The organism is Moorena sp. SIO3B2 (assembly GCF_010692525.1).
GTDB classification, from domain to species: Bacteria; Cyanobacteriota; Cyanobacteriia; order Cyanobacteriales; family Coleofasciculaceae; genus Moorena; species Moorena producens.
This window is the reverse complement of the sequence record NZ_JAAHHE010000117.1, coordinates 1-19,132: the sequence shown is the minus strand read 5'-3', so window position 1 is coordinate 19,132 and position 19,132 is coordinate 1. Positions and strand designations below refer to the sequence as shown.

General features: G+C 44.5%; 15 protein-coding genes. 7 read left to right on the top strand and 8 right to left on the bottom strand.

Annotation, left to right across the window (positions count from 1 at the left end; all coding sequences use genetic code 11):
* From F6K38_RS21880 to F6K38_RS21870, 3 genes are all read right to left on the bottom strand, one after another.
* The coding region (locus F6K38_RS21880) for a phytoene synthase (protein ID WP_287357444.1) at positions 1-794 on the bottom strand (794 nt) is incomplete at its 3' end.
* A 42-nt stretch (positions 795-836) separates the two neighbouring features.
* Complete coding sequence (gene pds, locus F6K38_RS21875; RefSeq protein ID WP_008185893.1) at positions 837-2,315, bottom strand: 15-cis-phytoene desaturase; 1,479 nt, start codon at positions 2,313-2,315, stop codon at positions 837-839.
* 172 nt (positions 2,316-2,487) lie between these two features.
* On the bottom strand, positions 2,488-2,850 hold the full coding sequence (locus tag F6K38_RS21870; RefSeq protein WP_008185891.1) for a DUF4870 domain-containing protein: 363 nt from the start codon (positions 2,848-2,850) through the stop codon (positions 2,488-2,490).
* Between the two features lie 486 nt (positions 2,851-3,336).
* Between F6K38_RS21870 and prfC the strand changes: the two genes are divergently transcribed.
* Entirely contained in the window at positions 3,337-4,998 is a 1,662-nt protein-coding gene (gene prfC / locus F6K38_RS21865; protein WP_008185889.1) for a peptide chain release factor 3, read from the top strand.
* 830 nt (positions 4,999-5,828) lie between these two features.
* On the opposite strand, the gene F6K38_RS21860 is transcribed toward prfC, so the two are convergent.
* Complete coding sequence (locus F6K38_RS21860; RefSeq protein WP_008185887.1) at positions 5,829-6,527, bottom strand: DUF8619 family protein; 699 nt, start codon at positions 6,525-6,527, stop codon at positions 5,829-5,831.
* Positions 6,528-6,679: 152 nt separating this feature from the next.
* The gene (dapB, locus tag F6K38_RS21855; protein ID WP_008185885.1) at positions 6,680-7,507 is read right to left on the bottom strand and encodes a 4-hydroxy-tetrahydrodipicolinate reductase; all 828 of its coding nucleotides are present in this window, start codon (positions 7,505-7,507) and stop codon (positions 6,680-6,682) included.
* Positions 7,508-7,890: 383 nt separating this feature from the next.
* Here dapB and F6K38_RS21850 point away from each other — a divergent pair, with 383 nt between their 5' ends.
* Complete coding sequence (locus F6K38_RS21850; RefSeq protein ID WP_044493677.1) at positions 7,891-8,217, top strand: STAS domain-containing protein; 327 nt, start codon at positions 7,891-7,893, stop codon at positions 8,215-8,217.
* A 720-nt stretch (positions 8,218-8,937) separates the two neighbouring features.
* Here the strand turns inward: F6K38_RS21850 and F6K38_RS21845 are convergent.
* Positions 8,938-10,083, bottom strand: coding sequence for a PP2C family protein-serine/threonine phosphatase (locus tag F6K38_RS21845; protein ID WP_008185878.1), 1,146 nt, complete (start codon positions 10,081-10,083; stop codon positions 8,938-8,940).
* A 175-nt stretch (positions 10,084-10,258) separates the two neighbouring features.
* Positions 10,259-10,474 carry a hypothetical protein gene (locus F6K38_RS21840; RefSeq protein WP_008185876.1) on the bottom strand — a complete coding sequence of 72 codons (216 nt, stop codon included), beginning with the start codon at positions 10,472-10,474 and terminating at the stop codon, positions 10,259-10,261.
* Between the two features lie 171 nt (positions 10,475-10,645).
* Between F6K38_RS21840 and F6K38_RS21835 the strand changes: the two genes are divergently transcribed.
* Positions 10,646-11,140, top strand: a complete 495-nt coding sequence (locus F6K38_RS21835) for an ATP-binding protein (protein WP_229414557.1) — start codon at positions 10,646-10,648, stop codon at positions 11,138-11,140.
* A 131-nt stretch (positions 11,141-11,271) separates the two neighbouring features.
* Complete coding sequence (locus tag F6K38_RS21830) at positions 11,272-11,541, top strand: hypothetical protein (RefSeq protein ID WP_143764219.1); 270 nt, start codon at positions 11,272-11,274, stop codon at positions 11,539-11,541.
* Between the two features lie 96 nt (positions 11,542-11,637).
* On the opposite strand, the gene F6K38_RS21825 is transcribed toward F6K38_RS21830, so the two are convergent.
* On the bottom strand, positions 11,638-13,023 hold the full coding sequence (locus tag F6K38_RS21825; protein ID WP_008185871.1) for a cytochrome P450: 1,386 nt from the start codon (positions 13,021-13,023) through the stop codon (positions 11,638-11,640).
* Positions 13,024-13,426: 403 nt separating this feature from the next.
* Between F6K38_RS21825 and F6K38_RS21820 the strand changes: the two genes are divergently transcribed.
* The 3 genes from F6K38_RS21820 (at position 13,427) to F6K38_RS21810 (ending at position 18,697) form a co-directional block, all read left to right on the top strand.
* Positions 13,427-15,637, top strand: a complete 2,211-nt coding sequence (locus tag F6K38_RS21820) for a phosphoketolase family protein (RefSeq protein WP_287357442.1) — start codon at positions 13,427-13,429, stop codon at positions 15,635-15,637.
* A 121-nt stretch (positions 15,638-15,758) separates the two neighbouring features.
* Positions 15,759-17,321 (top strand): cytochrome P450, encoded by a 1,563-nt coding sequence (locus F6K38_RS21815; protein WP_287357440.1) that lies wholly within the window; start codon positions 15,759-15,761, stop codon positions 17,319-17,321.
* 44 nt (positions 17,322-17,365) lie between these two features.
* On the top strand, positions 17,366-18,697 hold the full coding sequence (locus F6K38_RS21810; RefSeq protein ID WP_287357438.1) for an aminotransferase class I/II-fold pyridoxal phosphate-dependent enzyme: 1,332 nt from the start codon (positions 17,366-17,368) through the stop codon (positions 18,695-18,697).
* Positions 18,698-19,132 lie beyond the last annotated feature (435 nt).

Genomic DNA, 19,132 nt, shown 5'->3' with positions numbered 1-19,132 from the left:
GCAGACCAAACCGGCCAACGGGCGTCACGGCTTAGGGCTCTAATACCTCTTTCTGCTTTGGTATAGTAATCCCTTGCCCGTTGAATTTGGAAACGCATCAGTTCCTGCCAACGGTCATCAACCACACCTTTGAACAAATCATCCTCAGTGTAATTAAACCGTTCCATATCTTCTAAGGGTATGTAAATACGACCTCGTCTAGCATCCTCTCCAATATCTCGGAGGATGTTAGTTAGCTGATTGGCAATTCCTAATGCGATCGCTTCTCCCACCGGATTATAGGAGTTTGTTTGCTGATCCCAGGGTGCTTTACTAGTGGAGTTGTCAACCCCCAGTACAGCACTAGACATTAACCCCACCGTACCCGCCACCCGATAACAGTAAAGATTCAGTTCATCAAAGGTTTCATAGCGACTACGGTAGAGATCCATCTGCTGACCGGCAATCATATCCCGAAAGGGTTGAATATCTATGGGAAACCGTTCTAGGGTATCGACCAAAGCCACATCATAGTCATCGATGGGATGTCCCGCAAAAATAGATTGCAGATGTTCTTCCCAGTGTTCTAGGGTTTCAGGGGTGGTTAAAGCCGCCTGGGGACCATCAACTAGTTCATCAGTTCGTCTGCACCAGACGTATATTGCCCAGATGGCTCGACGTTTGGCTTCTGGCATTAGTAAGGTGCCAAGATAAAACGTCTTAGAGTACTTCGCAGTAATCTGGCGGCATAATTCGTAGGATTTTGACCGGGAGGCCAGGTTTCTCATGGGCTGAGATTTGGGCAGTTGGAGCATTCTTAGCAACGTTGGAGATTGGAAGCTTTCAACTTTCATCCTTCAGCCCTCAGTACTCGCCCTTGGCATGGGTGAAGAGACTAACGGGGTGTCAATCTCTGGTTTCTGATTGCCGGCTAGTGGTTGAGCGCTGGTTTGTGAAAGCCTAGTGCTGTTGTTATTTATTGCCTGCGATGTCAGCTTACCAGAAAGTACGGCTCCTTCCATACTTGCTAGGTAACGTTGCATGGTGTAATCCCCGCTTAGGAAGAAATTGGCAATGGGTGTTTCTTGGGACGGACGGTGGTTCTGGCGTCCTGGTGTTGCTTTGTATACCGAACGGGGAGTCTTAACCACGTGGTATTTTAGCAGTTGAGCTGAGTTATCAGTACCAAAATGCTTGGGAAACAGTTTCTCCAGTTCTGCTAGGGTGGCATTAACAATTTCGAGATCGGATTTGCCAATCCAATCTTTAGCAGGCGCTAAGACCAATTCCAACATTGAGCGGTCGGGATTAGCGTACTCTTTGCAGGTATTGCTCATGTCAGCATAGACACTAAGCAGGGGTGATCGGGAAAATAACAGATGGTCAATATCCGTCAGCTTGCGGTCAAACCACATCTGCAGGTTAATTACCGGTACCCCCTCTAGCCCATCCAGCTGTTTGAAAAATTCCATTTCACCCCAAGGTTTGGGGATCATCAGCTTTAAAGGGTCTACCGGCATAGCTGATACATAAGCATCCGCTGTGAGAACTTGATCGGGCGCTCCATTCAATCCCCGGATCAAGAACCCACTGACAGTGTTGTCTGAATTGAGTAAAAATTCTTTAACTGGGGCATTCAAACGTACTTCTCCATCCCGCTGTGTGATATAATCAACTATTGGTTGACATAGTCGCTCGGTGGGAGAACCATCCAAGAATGCCATCTTGGAACCGTTCTTTTCCTGTAGGAAGCGGTTAAGAGCAGTCAAAATTATAGTAGACGAAATTTCATCAGGCCCAATAAAGTTTAGTGCCTTAGACATGGCGATGAAGACTTCCTTCTCTACTCGCGGTGGTACGTTCTGTTTTTTCAGCCATTCGGAGAAGGAGTATTTGTCCATTGCTTCCACATACTTTTGCCCTTGAAGCATTGCCGGAATCAACCCTATCCCAAAGCGAATCTTCTCGGGCCAGGTAAGCATGTCGTTATTGCGCAGAATTGCCACAATCCCATTGACCGGAGCTGGTATATCTGGGAAGTCAAACCGGGAGTAAGTTCCAGGTTGATTTGGCTGATTAAAGATCATGGTGTGCTCTTTCCACTGCAACCGGTCTTCAATACCCAGTTCTTTAATTAGCTGCAGCATATTGGGATAGGCACCAAAAAATATATGGAGACCAGTTTCATACCAGTCTCCATCTTGATCTTTCCAGGCTGCCACTTTACCGCCTAAAACATTTCGACGTTCTAGGACAATCGGGGTGTGACCAGCGTCTATTAGATATTTAGCACAGGAAAGCCCTGCTAGTCCGGCTCCAGCGATCGCAACTCGCATGTGATGGTAATACTGTAAATTTTTCGCTTAGGGGTGTTGTTTTAATTATACTTTGCATTTCGTTACATTTCACCCCTCGATCCCAGGATTTTCTTCAGTTTTCCCACACCCCACACCCGCTCACCCCATAGCCAGTCACCCCAACAGGATTCCCACAAACCATAGCGCTAGTTTAAATCACACGGAAAATAAATGGGTAGCGGTAGGATACATTGGGATCCCCAAGAATCTTGAGAATTGCCATAATCGGTAGTACCCAACTGAACAGAAATAACAGAGGCAGGAAAAGCCAACCAATTAGGATAAAAGTCAAAGCCCCAAAAATTATCCCGTATAACCATACATTAAAGTGAAAATTAAGGGACTCTTTAGCATTCTCTTGGACTACTTTATCATCGGATATTACCAAGATAGCTAGCGGAATTAACACGGATACAAATGAGGCACTAATGAAAATTGCTCCGTGACATAATGCTGATAACAGCTTGCGCTTGTCGGGGTCATACTCAATGTTATTTCTCTGGTCATACACCATATTATCGCTCCTTTATTTCGATAATATATTGATTTTTAATTTACCAGTATTGTAGCGTTTATAAGCCTATCCTATAGGTCGTAAATTCCGTCCCAAATTAGGGATGATATCACGACATTGATGAGTTATTAATGACTATACTTATAGCAGAAGTAGGGAAAAGGAAATGGAAAAACAGGAATAGGTAAATTGGCTTGCTGGGTCGGTCTTTAAGACAGACGTGAGTGTGGGTTGACCCAGTCGGGAGTGTGGGGCATAGAGAAATATACCTATTAGTCGTTAAAAATCATCATTTATTCGTTGTTTTCAGGTTTATATCCTGAGGTAAAGTCTCAGGTTTGACCATGAAGTAAAAAATATACCCCTCTCAGGTAGGAAGTAGGGAATAGGGAAACAAACCTGTGTAGGTCATTACTATCAGAAACGCTATAATATATAGAAAATTATGTCAGAATTAAGCGAAAGTCCCCTATCTAGTCTTTTTGGATGTCCACTGAACTTGAAGCAGAATTGCTCAACGCTGTTGAACACCGCCGTAACTTTGCGATTATTTCCCACCCGGACGCGGGTAAAACCACATTGACAGAAAAATTGTTACTCTATGGTGGAGCAATTCATGAAGCCGGAGCAGTGAAGGCACGGCGAGCTCAGCGCAAGGCCACCTCGGACTGGATGGAAATGGAGCAACAACGGGGAATTTCGATTACCTCGACGGTGTTGCAGTTTGCCTATGAGGACTGTCAGATTAATTTACTCGACACACCCGGACACCAAGATTTCAGTGAGGATACCTATCGCACTCTGGCAGCAGCTGATAATGCGGTGATGCTGATTGATGCGGCAAAGGGTCTAGAGCCCCAAACCCGCAAATTGTTTGAAGTGTGCAAAATGCGATCGCTTCCTATATTTACCTTTGTCAATAAGCTTGACCGTCCCGCACGAGAACCCCTAGAACTCCTCGATGAGATTGAGCAGGAACTAGGGTTACAAACCTATGGGGTCAACTGGCCGATTGGCATGGGCGATCGTTTTAAAGGAGTTTTTGACCGTCGAGAACAACAAATCCACTTGTTTGAACGCACCGCTCACGGCTCCCGGGAGGCGAAGAATACGGTAGTTAATTTGGGAGACCCCCAGATTGAACAGCTGCTAGAACAAGACTTATATTATCAACTAAAGGAAGAGTTGGAAATTATCGATGGTGTTGGTCCAGAGCTGGATTTAGAGCTGATTCATTCTGGTCAAATGACCCCTGTGTTCTTTGGCAGTGCCATGACTAATTTTGGGGTGCAGCTGTTTCTGGATGCTTTTTTAGACTATGCCATGAAACCAGAAAGTCGGAAATCCACAGTGGGCGAGATTCCTCCCACTTATCCAGACTTTAGTGGGTTTGTGTTCAAGCTGCAAGCGAATATGGACCCCAAGCACCGGGATAGGGTGGCCTTTGTGCGGGTGTGTACGGGTAAGTTTGAAAAGGATATGACTGTCAGCCATGCTCGCACTGGTAAAACCGTCCGTTTGTCAAGACCCCAAAAGCTGTTTGCTCAAGACCGAGAATCCATTGATGTTGCCTATGCCGGGGATGTGATTGGTTTGAATAATCCAGGGGTGTTTGCTATTGGGGATACGATTTACAACGGTAAGAAGTTGGAGTATGAAGGGATTCCTTGCTTTTCCCCAGAGTTGTTTGCTTATTTGAAGAATCCTAATCCCTCTAAGTTTAAGCAGTTCCAGAAAGGGGTGAAGGAGTTGCGGGAAGAAGGGGCTGTGCAAATTATGTATTCCGTTGATGAGTCGAAGCGGGACCCAATTCTGGCAGCAGTGGGACAGTTGCAATTTGAAGTAGTGCAGTTTCGCCTCAGAAATGAGTATGGCGTAGAGACCAGGTTGGATATGTTGCCCTATAGTGTGGCTCGTTGGGTAGCCGGTGGCTGGGAAGCCTTGGAAAAGGCTGGGCGTTTGTTTAATACCGTGACAGTCAAAGATAATTGGGGACGTCCAGTGCTATTGTTTAAGAATCAGTGGAATTTGCAGCAAGTCGCAGAAGACCATCCAGAGTTGGATTTGAATTCTAGCGCTCCTGTGGTGTCTGGTTCTGAACCCAAGTCTACCAAAACATCCGGGAATGTGAGAGCCTCCCTTTTCTAAAGGGAGGATTAAACAGACACGACGGGGTAAACCCCGCAGTGTCTGCGCGCGAATAAGTTATAATAAGTCGTATACCAGTAAAGCGTTTTACCTTGACGACGATAGCCGATACTTTTTAGCTACCAAAATCTACCAAGGTAGACCTTAGCCCGCCAATGCCAGCTGATTACGAGCGCCAGGGGGTATCTCCGCGCTTCACGAAGAAATATTCCTCGTGCGCCATGAAAGTGCGTAAACCAGATCCAATGTCACTACAAAACCCTTGGTTTTCGGGAAATTTATTTAATTGACACAAGATCGTGGCACTAAGAACATAGTTAAAGTAAGCGCAAATTACTTGAGGCAATGGCCAAGCTTTGTGATACTTTTGCCTACTGTCCACTAACCTCTCAAAAAAAATGGTGAAAAACCCAAAAGATGGAAACCGTCAAAAAAAGAGGTATAACTTAAAATGGCTAGGCAATTGATGGCGAAAAGTAACCACACAGTTAGATTAAATTCTGACCAAGGTGGGTAGGGGAGTTTGACACTCTCATATCGGTTTAGACCGAACAAGAAGTGAAGAGGCGCGGTTTTAACCCGCCTCGTAACAACCTTTCTTGATGCAGTCGCTCATGGGGGAAACCCCCAAGACCGCGCTGCATCGCTGTAGAATCCCCCGTATTTTAACCGGGGGAGATGTCAAATAGCATTTATCTGACGGGGTGATAAGCAGCCTTGTTAGCCTTACTAGGTGTGGGGTGTAGGGTATGGTTTCTAGCCAACGAATCCCACTACCCCTCTAGAAACTAGAGGATCCTAGGCACGAACGAGCCGCACACCGTTAATCCTTAATAAGACCTTCGACGCCTAGAACTACGGGGACGTTGTCTCGAATAAGAGCGCTCTTCATCCCTCAATTTACGACTAACTTGGACAAAGACATCTCGTTGCAGGTAAGGATAGTCATTTACCCAAATGTCTAAGCTAGGAATATAAATATCACTGGTCTGGGCAATCTTGCCTAAGTCAGGCTGATTGGACATGACCAACATCTGAGCAATTTGTCCAGGTGAAATATTTTTGTGGAGGCGTTGTAGGGGAACTTGCAGCTGACTCATAAATCCAGTTTCATCTTCCACTTCTAGATTTAACCGTCTCTCCCGGTGTTCCACAATTACCAACTCACCCTGCTGATTGACTTGTTCTTCTGTACCAATCAACTCCTCCGTCACAAATACATCCTCGATTCGACCCTGCCAGAATCCGCTATAGGCATATCGGCGCAGCTTCAGGTTCCGCATACTTGCCCAATATACAGGACCCCACAACCAGTAAAGCCCTGCAGTGATCTCGAATAACACGCGGAAGGGAGCAAAACCTGAACCAAGAATCAAAGCTAAAATTAAAATCACAACGACTGCGATTAGAGAAATTAACAGTCGCCTTAAAAAATCTCGAAACTTACCCCAGTAGTAGCGATACTGGAGTCCTGTAGCTAGGACGGGAACGATTTGTTCAAACTTCTCGCGAGTGATGGGAATTAGCATGGGTTTTGTACTTAGTTCTTAGTCCTTAGTCTTTAGTTACTTAGTATTTAGTATTTAGTTTTTAGATTTGTTGTGATTGATCTCAATTTTGACAAATCACGAATGACTAATGACTAATGACTAATGACCAATAACCAATAACCAATAACTGGTCACAAAATTTTCTCTAACCCATATAGTAGACCCTTGAGCTGGGTAACTTTGCGAATCGCGAGCAGTACTCCTGGCATATAGCAGGAACGGTCGCTGGTGTCGTGACGTAGGGTGTAGATTTGACCAGGGGCACCGAAGATGACTTCTTGGTGAGCAATTAAGCCAGGTAAACGCACGCTATGAATCCGAATGTTGTCTTCTGCAATGCTTCCCCTCGCACCTTTTAGTTTTTCGGTTTCTTCTACCATTGCCGGATTATAGGTTTTACCTGCTCCAGCCATGCGTTGGGCGGTTTGAATGGCAGTACCGCTGGGAGCGTCGGCTTTTTGGTTGTGATGGAGTTCGATGATTTCTACGTGGTCAAAGTATTGGGAGGCTTGCACAGCTGCTTGTTGCAGTAATGCCATACCAATGGAGAAGTTGGGGATAATTAGGCAGCCAGTGCTGGCTTTTTCAGCAAATTCCGAGAGGTCTTTGATTTGGTCGGGACTCAGACCAGTGGTGCCAACTACAGGCCGGACACCGTATGCGATCGCAGTTCGGATGTTGTCGTATATGCTGTCAGGGTGGGTAAAGTCTACCATCACCCCTTGGGTTTTTTCTTGGGTAGCCAGAACTAGATTGGCTTGCAGGTCATTGAGAATGGGAATTTCAACTGGTTCGCACCCGGCAACTTCTCCGGCGTCTTGACCTAGATACTTAGGATTGGTATCAATGGCACCGATTAGGGTTATGTCTTGGGCAACAGATACAGCCTTAATCACCTCTCGACCCATTTTTCCGGCGGCACCGTTTACAACTACTGGAATGGGATTTGAATTGGACATGGTTTCAGGATAGTTTGGGGCTCTGTCAAGGGAATTCTAGTGTATATTGGGAGTTCTTGGGGGAGTGGGCTTAGGGGATGGAACCGTGAAGACCCGAGCGGACACCACGGATAGCACTAAGGGTAGATGGGTTCAAATCTTGCTTTTCGTTATTAGCCCCCGTTATTAGCCCCCGTTATTAGCCCCCAAATTCATCCCAAATTCAAGTTTACTATGCTCTTTATCGGTGAGGCTAATCCTGAAAGAAGCGATTAGTGCTGTAGTAGTAGGGTAGGGCGTGGGTCAGCTCAATACCTATTCTGCAAACAAAGTCTGGCTGAAATGAATTGTCACGGCTATACTAGCAAAGTCAGTATATGTTTGTAACTAGCTTAACTTGGTATATGAGTAGTACTCTTAAAGTAGTTCAACCCTCCGGCATTCTAGATGGTACAAAAGCTGCCAGTTTTCGTGAAGAGGTTAATCAGCTGGTGCAAGCTGGAGGAGATATTATTTTGATTGATTTTCAAGATGTTACTTTTATGGATAGTTCTGGTTTGGGAGCGTTGGTACTTGCTCTTAAAACTGTTCGTGCTGCTGGGAGCACCATGTCTATCTGCTCAGTTAATGAGCAAATCAAAATGTTATTTGAACTGACCAGCATGGACAGAGTTTTTGAAATATTTTCTACACGAGAAGATTTTGAAAGCGAGGTGCTTTCTAGAAGATAATTCTCGGGAAGTCTATAGGGCGAACGCTGTTGGGCGTAGCCCTTTTCCAATCCTAGATTTTGTTTTCAGCTGTTGGGCATTTAAATTGGATATTATTCAGTTAGGAAAAAAAAACTCAAACCCTCTCCCCTGCTCCCCTGGTTCGCTGGTTCCCTGCTGTCATAACCATGAAATTTAAATGAAGACCAGCTTAATGAAGCTAGGAAGATGTTTTATGAGAATTCCCTAAAGCTTGATTAATTCGACATAACCAACTATCCTCCGATTCAGGAGTCAGGAGCTTCGATTCAGGAGCTTCGATTCATGATAATTGATTTTTCAGGAATTTTTCGAAAAAATTGGCGAAAGAATCCACCAATCCTTGTTTATACTCCTACTAAGCTGGCTGAATGCTTCTGATGATTTACTGCCTTTCAGTCTCCTGTATTATCTTCAAAAGCTGCCAATTTTTGACATTGCCCATTGCCCATGGGCGCACGCTACGGGAACGGCCGACGCTACGGAAACTGAGGTTGATTACTCCAGGGAAAGGTGTCAGGGTAAGCGCAAGAATCAATAAGCTGTAGCTTATTGAGAAAAAACTGGGTTCATTCTCAACTATTAAACTCTATTGAGAATCAAGTTCTACGAGATTATAGGGGTTTCGAGCCACGATCAACCGATATCCAGCCAATGCACATTATGGGCAATTTTTTCTTGCGCTTACCCTGGGAAAGGTGTTCATACAAAATTGATTTCCAGTAACGATAAATCATCATCAAAATAGTGTTTAGGGTTCACGGCTTCCAGAGATTTCAAAATCAAATCTAGGTGACAAGCACCATTGTGATTTTGCTTACACTCTGCCAGTAACCTGATGAAGGGCTCAAGTCCCCAAACGTTCCCATTGGATTGGTTAATCTCGTAAATCCCATCGCTGAATATATATAGGGTGCTCGATTCAGTAATTTCACAGCACTGATCAATGTAATCGGCATCTGGGAACATACCAACGGGTAAGCCAGGGGTTTTTAGACGTTGTACTTCCATCAAGGAACCATGGGTCTGAGCAATTAATATTGCGGGTGGATGTCCTGCACTAGCATAGACCAGTTGACGCTTGACCTGGTTATATACCCCATACCAGACCGTGAAGTACTTATCATTTCGCTCAGTGATCTGGAAGGTTTGGTTCAACCCTCGTAGAACATCACTCGGTTCATAGTAGTTAATCGACTTTAGAGCCCGCGACCTGAGTAAATTTAGCACTGAAAGTGTGGGCAAGGCAGCTCGTAAGCCATGTCCAGCAGCATCCAGCAGATAAATTGCTAAATGCTCTGAGTCTAGCCAATAATAGTCAAAGCCATCACCCCCCAGTTTCCGGGAGGGAATAAATCGGGTGTCAATGGTCACCGATGGTTTGATCATCCGGTCTGGAAGAATTGAACTAACATACTCTGCTGCCTCTGCTAATTCTCCCTCCAACAACTGCTTTTGGTGCTGCAAATCATGACTTAGTTGGTGTAACCTCAAGCCAGCCCTGACTCGTGCGTTCAACTCTGCTATTTCGATCGGCTTACACAGAAAGTCATCTGCTCCAGCATCTAACCCCTCTACCCGGTCTTCAATGGAATTTCGAGATGTCACCAGAATAAATATGGTGGTTGAGAGTCCCGGCGTTACCTTGAGTTGACGACAGACGTCCAATCCATTCATACCGGGCATAATCCAATCGCAAATGACTAGCGCTGGACGTAACTTTTCTACCTGCACCAAACCTTCTTCACCGTTGCTAGCTACAGCTACCTCATAACCCTGGTGGCAAAGGGCCCGTTTCAGTAACATTTGCATGGCTGGATCATCATCAATAATCAGAATTTGGTTCATGGCACTGAGGTTCTACAAATTACTTTAGGATTTATCAATACACTGACTTACAATTAGGATAGCCAGTATATTCTGTGGGCTGAATTTCACGAAACCTAGATCAGACCCCAAGACAAGTTAGACTGAGTTACTTTTATTGATGGCATTCCCTATTGGCGTATCGGATTTATTTGTTCTAACTTCTCTGTCTTGCACCGCTTCCGGTTTCTTCCCCCTTTTCTAAATCTCCATCAATTTTTGCCATTTTGGGCAACAGCTTATAGAGGGCAAGACCCCCTAGAGGGCAAGACCCCCTGGCTTGATAGAAAAGGGGAAAAGAAACCCCATTTGCGCCAATGGTTTTCCCAGTGCTTCTGGCAAAGCTTCTAGAAAAAATTTTCTTTGAAGGCAATTCTTTAAAGGCAATTGAGTATTAGTCCATGGTACAGGGAGATATAAATCTAGGTTAAACTGGATTCCTTGATCTTAGAGTACCCAATGGAAGAGAATCAGGCTTCAATGTGGTTGATGTATGTGGTTGATGTATGTGGTTGATGTAAAAGATTTTGAGGAATTGAAAAAATTGAAAACATCTATCCAACAATTTCCTAGCGACCTTAAGGCGTTAGAAAACGCTTTGGGATGGTTTGACCAGTTCAAACCATCGTCTGTTCGCCAAAAAGTCTGGTTGCAGTGCCAATTAGCTCTCGCTGAAGGATTTACCAATGCCGTTCGTCATGCTCACAAAGATTTGCCAGAAGAAGTTTCGATTGATGTCGAAGTTACTTTATTACCTGAGTGTTTAGAGTTACGCATCTGGGATAAAGGCCCTCCCTTTGATTTAGAACAGCAGCTGAGAGACCTCAAGCAGCAAATGAACCCTCAATCTGGTGGTGGACGTGGCATCGCTATACTACAAAAAATCGCTGATCATCTCAGCTATACCCGTACCGATAACAACCGGAACTGTTTGTTAATTGTGAAGTGTTATCAGGAATTGGGAAACAGGGATTTAAAAACTTTTTGTAAAGAAAATGTTAAGGAGTCTCGATTACCAATTGTCAGACCGATGGATTAGCATGATCAGATTGGTGACCTCAGTGGCTGAAACTCTGATGCTGTGCTAGTTAGACTTTTGTTGACATTTATTTATACTCAGCCCTTGTAGAACACAAAATCTTTAATATTCTGAGTAATTCACTATTTTGTTTGGTAACACCATACCGGGTTGGGAAGAGTATGCTGGCAAAATGCGATGTAAGTATTCAGCAGTCAGCAGTCAGCAGTCAGCCGTCAGCTTATTTTATTCAAAAGCTGTTCCGTGTAGCGTGGCACAGGCTTTGGCCTTGGCCTTTCGGCCACGCTACGCGAATGGCCACGCTGTGCGAACGACGCTGGGACATAGCGCATAGGCTAGAAGCCTGTGACGTAGCGCATAGGCTGATAGCTGAATGCTTACAATGCGATCGCATCTGGTGATCATCCAGCGGCCTTTTTCGGTGACCTTACTGGCGGCAAAGACTCTCGGTGATCACGGATAACCGTTTCTGTTGCTATGGGACAATTGCTTTGATCCTAAAGAGAATTTACGGTAGCAGGTTTTTTTGGCTCCTTAGCAACACGTTGACCTCTCATCACCATCGGAACCCCATTTTCCGGAGTAATTCCTACTCCACGACGAGTTGGTTTAATGATTGTATTTTGTGCTAAGGCTAAGTGATAGTCAGACAATACCTTAGCCAAAACCAGTTTCATTTCTAACATCGCCAAAGCAGCACCAATACAGCGTCGGTTTCCACCACCAAAGGGAACATACTCATAGGCAGAGTATTGACGCTCAAGGAATCGTTCTGGTTTAAACTGATCGGAGTCTGGATAGAGGTCTTCTCGACGATGGGTTAAATAGGGACAGGCAAAAAGGGCAGTATTGGCCTGATAGTGGTGACCCATAATAGTAATTGGGGATGTGGTAATGCGGGCGAAGATCACAAACGCCACTGGGTAAATCCGCAGGGTTTCTTGGCAAACTGCTGTGAGATAGGGCAGTTGGGCAATGGCCATCGGGTCTGGATGATCCCCTAAGCTATCAATTTCCTCTAGCAGTTTTTGGCGCACTGTCGGTAATCGATGAATCCAGTAGAATGCCCAAGCTAAAGCGCTTGCAGTAGTTTCATGACCCGCAAACAACAAAGTCATCAACTGATCTTGTAACTCCTGATCACTCATCAACTCACCATTTTCGTCCCGAGTGGACATGATTAAACTAAGAATGTCATTGCCCATTAGCTCGGGTTGCTCTCGGCGCTGATTAATCTCTTCCTGAAGGAGGTTATAAATTTCCTGCCTACGCCGCACCATCTTGCCCCAAGGACTCCAAGCTCCTAAATCTCGTTGCAGGAACTTAAAAAACAGCATACTAGAGCGCAGGGGGGAAGCAGTCACCTCTAGCATGGCTGCCAGCAGTAGCTTGAGTTTTTGGTAACGGGTACCCTCACCTAGACCGAAAACCCCCTGCATGATTACCTGGATGGTAATGTCTTGCATGGCAGTACGGGCAGTAAAGGCTTGACCGATTACCCACTGACTCGCTACTTGCTGGGTAATATCACAAATCAATTGACTGTAGGAATTAATTCGTTGCCCATGAAAGGGAGGAATCAAGAGTTTACGCTGCCGCTGGTGTGGTTTACCATCGAGTAAAGTCATTGAGGTTTCCCCCACCAAGGGTTGTAGCAGCTTATTTCGTTCACCAGATTTAAACTGGCTAGGAGGAGCGGTCAAGACTTCCTGAATTGCTTGGGGGTGGCTGAGGATGACTAACGTTCTCGAACCAGTTAGCCGTATGGTAAATGTATCTCCATAGCGTTCTACACACTGATCCAAATACTTGAGGGGGTTAGCAATCCAATAGATTAACTGTAACCAGTCAGGGATTTGAGGACCATCAGGTAATTTACTCACACTCGTTTTCCTCTGTTACTTTCTCAAGACAAATTCATTATCTAACCTAACTGCCATATGGCAACAAAACCTTCGGTTACCTGATTACTATCAGAAATCCGCTTATTGACAAGCTATCAATAAGATTAATGGTAATCAAAACTAGTCGATTAATCCTATTCTGTTAGTCTTTGGGAATTAAAATAAAGCAAGATTTGATTAGAATCTCTACAAGGTAGGTAGAACAATAGATGTAGAGTTGCAGGTTCTCTAGTAGTCTCAATAGTAGTCTCAATCAATGTAATCCATAAGACATTTCACTGGTTTAAAACCCAAATTTCGCCAATATACTAATTCCGCACTCAGCGAGCTGATTGTAATATTTGTTTATTACTCGTAATAATTAGAAAAGGTTTCTGACACTATGACAGTTGGTAGCAGGGTTTCGACATTCTGTCAAGGAATTCAGTATTTTGAGAATACCATACCGGGTTTTGAAGCGACTTTGGACCAATACGGTCAACGAGATGCGATCGCGTTGGGGCAAAAAGCCATCCCATCTCCTGATGATCCAGCAGCTGTCTTCCAGACCTTACTAGCTGCTGATGCCCTACGCTACCTAACCCTGCACATCACTGCTAGTAAAGCCTCTGGTCATCCAGGGGGATTTGCCAGCATTGCGGAAGGGATTGCAGCTTTGGTCATGCTGGGTTACAAAAACATTATTACTGAAGTGGGACACCATGCCCCAGGCTTCTACAGTAACATGTTTCTGGACGGCTCCCTAGAGGAGATGGGTATTAAGACTGTAGAACAGATGGGGGAACGCTTCCGAGAAATGCACGGATTGCTCGGACACCTTTCTGGTCAAATTCCTGGACTCCTCAATCCGGCTGGTCCCCTCGGACAAGGGCAACACTTTGCCATGGCCGGGGCTTTGCTTCATCCAGGGGTACTATTCCCAGTTACGATTGGGGATGGGGGCTTGGGTGAACCTTATATCATGAGCAGTTTTGGTCACTTCTCTACGGCCTATCCCCAGGTGACTAATTTTCTGCCCATCTTAGTGTGGAATGGTTACAGCCAGGAACACCATAGTATGGTTTCCACAAAGTCCAATCAAGAGATGATTGCATACTGGCAGGGCAATGGTTTCCAAGAAGTAATCTTAATCAATGCTAAGGATTACGATGATGCTGACCAACCTGGTGAGTATGTCGATAGCACTGAGTTTTCTTTGCAGAAGCGATTGGCATTTACCCAAGGGGTTTTGGAAGCTACGGATAAAGCGGCTAAATCAGCTTTGAGTGGTAAGTTAACGGTGCTGATTGTTAAACAACTAAAAGGAGCGGGAGTCCACAAACGGGGAGCTAAAGCTCACAATCTTTACCCAGGAGATACCCTGGAAAAAGATTATATTGTTAGTGCCCTTAAAGCTCGGGCGTTACCGTCTCAAGCCTGGGAATTAGTGAGGATAAATTTTGAGCGTTCTGGAGGAGGGCCAGCGGCTCATACTGTAGTCACAGAAAAGGAATTGCCTTTACCAGATTTAGGTAAATTGCCTTTAGAGGAATTTGTGATTGATGGCGATAAAAAAATAGCAACTACCGCGATGGGAACGATAGTTGCTCATGTGGGGCAAAAAGACCCTAATTTTATTATTTCCAATGCTGATGGGAATGCTGCTTCTGGAATTAATAATATTAACCAAGCCCTAAAAATTATCCACCCCACCCCGGATGAAATTTACTTCCAAGGCCCAAAAGGTCAGGTGTATGAACCCTTGAGTGAAGATGCTTGTGCTGGATTAGCGGTAGGGTTAGCTTTGTTTGGAGCTCGTACTCTGTGGTGTTCTTATGAATCTTTTGCTATCAATGGGTTACCCATTTGGCAAACCGTTACCCAAGCCATGGCAGAATTGCGCCGTCCTACTCCCTCTACTATTACATTATTTACGGCTGGGGCACTGGAGCAAGGACGGAATGGTTGGACTCACCAGCGTCCTGAAATTGAAAATTACTTTGCTGCTATGATGCGCAATGGCAATATTTTCCCGTTGTTCCCCTGTGATGCTAATAGTATCCAAGTGTGTTATGAGTGGGCGCTGAGTACGAAGAATAAAGGAATTACCATTACTGCTAGTAAGTCACCCTTACCGCTGCGCACGACCTTTGAGCAAACCCGTCAAGGCTTGCAAGATGGTGCAGTGGTTTTGCATGAAACTAAAGGCAGTAAAACCGTTGTGTTTGCGGTGATTGGGGATATGAGCCTGATACCAGTGTTTGATGCTGCTTCTAATTTGGAAGACCAAGGGATTGGGGTGCGGATTGTTTCGGTAATCAGTCCCCGCCGCTTGTACCGTCCTGAGGATACGGCTTGGGAAACTTGTACTGACGCTGATGGCGGTTTCTTGGATGATCAGGGGTTTGAACAGCTTTTTGGTGGGGATGGGTTGATTGGTGTTACTGGTGGTACCAGTGCCATGCTGGAACCGATTATGTTACGTAGTACTTGCAAACGGGATGTGGTGGCTTGGAAGCGTGGTGAAACTGCTGGCAGTGCTGGTCAAATTATGGCGTTTAATGGCTTAACTGCTGAGGCTTTGGTAAAACGAGCCAGTGAGCTGGTTAGTTAAAATTTAGTTGGTTAGCATTTTTTGGTGTAGCCCTATCTTTAAGGGTTTGGGCTACACTAATCAAGCCCCCCTGCGCGGACTCAATAGTAAACGTTCATAGTTGTTGAACTAAGGCAGATTCATGTTCCAAGAGATTGCTGCTCAGATGACTTTTTCCCCTTCCTTGCCCTATTTAGGCACAGCCCTAGGGGTGACTAGCATCGGAGGACTACTGGGCTGGCGCTGGTGGCAACGGCAAAACACTTACAAATCCCTAGAGTTACTCCCCTGTCCTCCCAAACACTGGCTATTGGGAAATGTTCCTCAGGTATTAGCAGCAGTTAAACAGAAGAAATTCTTTCAATTATTGTTTGATTGGAGCAAGGAGCTAGGCCCGATTTATGTTTTATGGATCGACCCTCCAATTCTGGTTTTGAGTCAACCAAAGGTGATAGAAAACACCATTGTGAATGGCATCAAAGATGGCAGCTTGGTTAGGTCTAAGCAAATGCGCCAAATTTGGAACGACCTTGGTGGTGCTCCCGTTCTTCTCGGGGAAAACGGGACTCAGTGGCAGTGGCGACGGAAGGCTTGGAATCCTGAATTCAATTCCAGTGGTCTGTCCAAATACTTTGAGATTATTAACCTTGCCTGCGAACAAGTAATCGCGAGACTTCAGCAAGATAGAGCCCAAACAGAGGTAAAGGTCGATTTCCTATTTGTGGAACTAACGATGAGGGTGATTTTCTGTTTAGTGCTCGGAATTCCTGTGGAGGGAAAATCCTCTAGTTCTGAAGGTCCACCCCTCGATATTCTTAAGGCTTACGAGGCGATGTCTATTATAGGATATCGGGTTCTACGGTTATTCGCTGGGGAGAAGATATGGATGAAATATTTGCCCACTAAGGCTTCACGAGATTACTGGAGAGCAATGGCATATTTAGAGGATTTGATTGGTCCGAGAGTAGACTTAGCCTTGAAAATGAGAGCACAACATCCGACTGATTGGGGGCAGGTAAGTCCAATGTTCCAGGAATCGATGTTAGTGAAAATAGCGGCTAAGGAACAAAAATACACTCGGAAAACACTGATCGCAGAAGCGATTGAACTCTTGGCTGGTGGTACTGATACCACAGCTCATACTTTATCCTTTGCCGTAGCAGAGTTAGCCTTAAATCCAAGGGTTTTTCAGAAAGCACAGGCTGTGGTTGACCAATGTTGGCAACGTAATGGTGGTATTAATACAGAAAGTCTGAAGAAATTGACTTACATCGGTGCCATTATCAAAGAGACTTTGCGCCTTTATTCAGTCGCCTCAGGTTCCACTTCCTTGGAGGCTCAACGTGACACCGTAATTGAGGGCAACCTGATTCCTCGTGGCACGATGATCTCGTGGTCAATGCTTGGTGCTGGGCGAGACCCAGAGGTCTATGGCAACCCCAAGGAATTTTTGCCAGAGCGTTGGTTAGACCAGGGCAAGGGCAGCAGCCCACTTCCAATGATAACCTTTGGCTCAGGTTTTCATCGTTGCTTAGGAGAGCATCTGGCCATGGTGGAAGCAATGGTAATGCTAGGAATGCTGCTCCGTTATTTTGACTGGGAGTTGGTCAATGGTCGTTCATCTGTTGAACAGTTACAACAGAATCTTTTGATTTATCCGTCTGATGGGATGCCAGTGCGTTTTAAGGCTAGACCAACCTGCTGAATGTGCGTGTAGTATTGAAATACACTAATCAACTTTACTGGTTTATGAAATCACGTTCAACAGAAGAGTATGAATTATTTAGAAAACTTAAACGCTATCAAGGTCAGGTTGATCTGGGTCATTCAGATGCCCCTGAATATAAGAAGAAAGATTTAATGGTAGAAATGGAGAATTTATATGCATCTTACCCTGCCCAGTATTTAGTCGATTCTCATAAGGTAACTGTCCCAGAAAGTCTTGCTAATCTAGGTGCAGAAAAGATTTTTGGGCTCATTCCATCGTTTCCTAACGTTGAGCCGAAATCCGTAGTTATTTTCCCTAAGACTTCAACAATTCTTGTTAAAATGTCGATTCTAGCCTCCAAAGATAGATTATTACGGATGGGAGGAAATGTTAAACCTGTTACAGTCATTTATCCAGAAGGCAACTTTCGCTACAACCATAATATAGATATATTTTGTGGCACTACTCGGCATTTAGTAGAAGTTTGTCCCTCGAGCTTGAAGATTAAGCCAGACAAATTGGAAGAAGTAATTTGTACTGCAAAAAAGAATGGATATCTAATTGCTGCTTTTATACTGGAAACCCCTAATAATCCCTGGTGCCAAATTTATAGTCGAGATGAGTTAAAAGAATTAGCCGAGGTCGCGCATCAACATAATATCCTAATCATTAATGATATGTATTTTTCAGGAACTGAAGCAATAGAAAATGACCAAGTTTCAGTGGCTAGTGTGAGTAGTCGCTCAGATTTAGTTATTACAACCTGTGGAATGCGAAGACAATTTGGAATTGACGGTATTGGCAAAGTAGGTTTTTTTACGAGTCAGAATGAGGCACTTGTCAAGGAAATTAAGCGCTTTGTTGTTGCAGCACATATTCGTTACACCAATGCAGAGGTACTTACAGCTTCTTGGGCTCTAAACAAAAGAGACTTGACTGATCGTGAAGAATTGAGAAAAGAGTTAGAGAGATTGAGGGCTAATGCTGAAGCTTTTCTGATGAATTCTGATTTATTCGCTATGGTAATGAAGATTATAAAGAGCAGCTGTGCAGGGCCTTTTATCAATATTGGTTTTAACTCAGAACTAGAATCTAGGATGAAGAGTTTAGGGATAGCGGATAGTTATAATTTGGGTGAATATTTTTCTCAAATTGGAAAGGTTACACTTTTACCTTTAAGCTCAATGTTTACCAAGAAAATTGGCTTTCGGGTAAACGTGACAAATATTTCGGAGTATAAAGCAGGATTAGCCTGTATGCAGGCTACCATTGAAAAGATTAAGAAAGGAGTTTCTTATCTTTCTTTAGAGACAGAAATAAATCAAGAATATGAGATTTTGAGACAAGGTTATCGTCCTTGGGAAGGTATTTAGGTCTGAAAGTATGGCGGTTCAGATATCGATGATATGTAAGCATATGCTTACGAGTAAGTTAACTGGCTTTCTGTGACGAGTATTGGGGATGCGATCGCATTCTTGTCTTATTTAAGACTGCCCACACTGCCCACACTGCCCACACTGCCCACACTGCCCTAGGTTATGGGTATTCAACCAAACTTGATATCACCCCTAACAGGTGTCTTGAGCTTAACGGTAAGGTATTAATACCGTGTTAAGCTTATAGGTTAAGACGCTCTCGACCACTATCTTATCATAGGCACGGACAACTATGCGACCTGATTTGCAGGACTTGGTGATTTCAGAGGACTATCTATCCAATTTGATTGGGGAGAAGCCAGAGCGAGTCAGAGGTTTTTTCCTAGAGAAACCAAAAGAACCAGGAGATTTCCTGATCAAATTGGGTAGAGG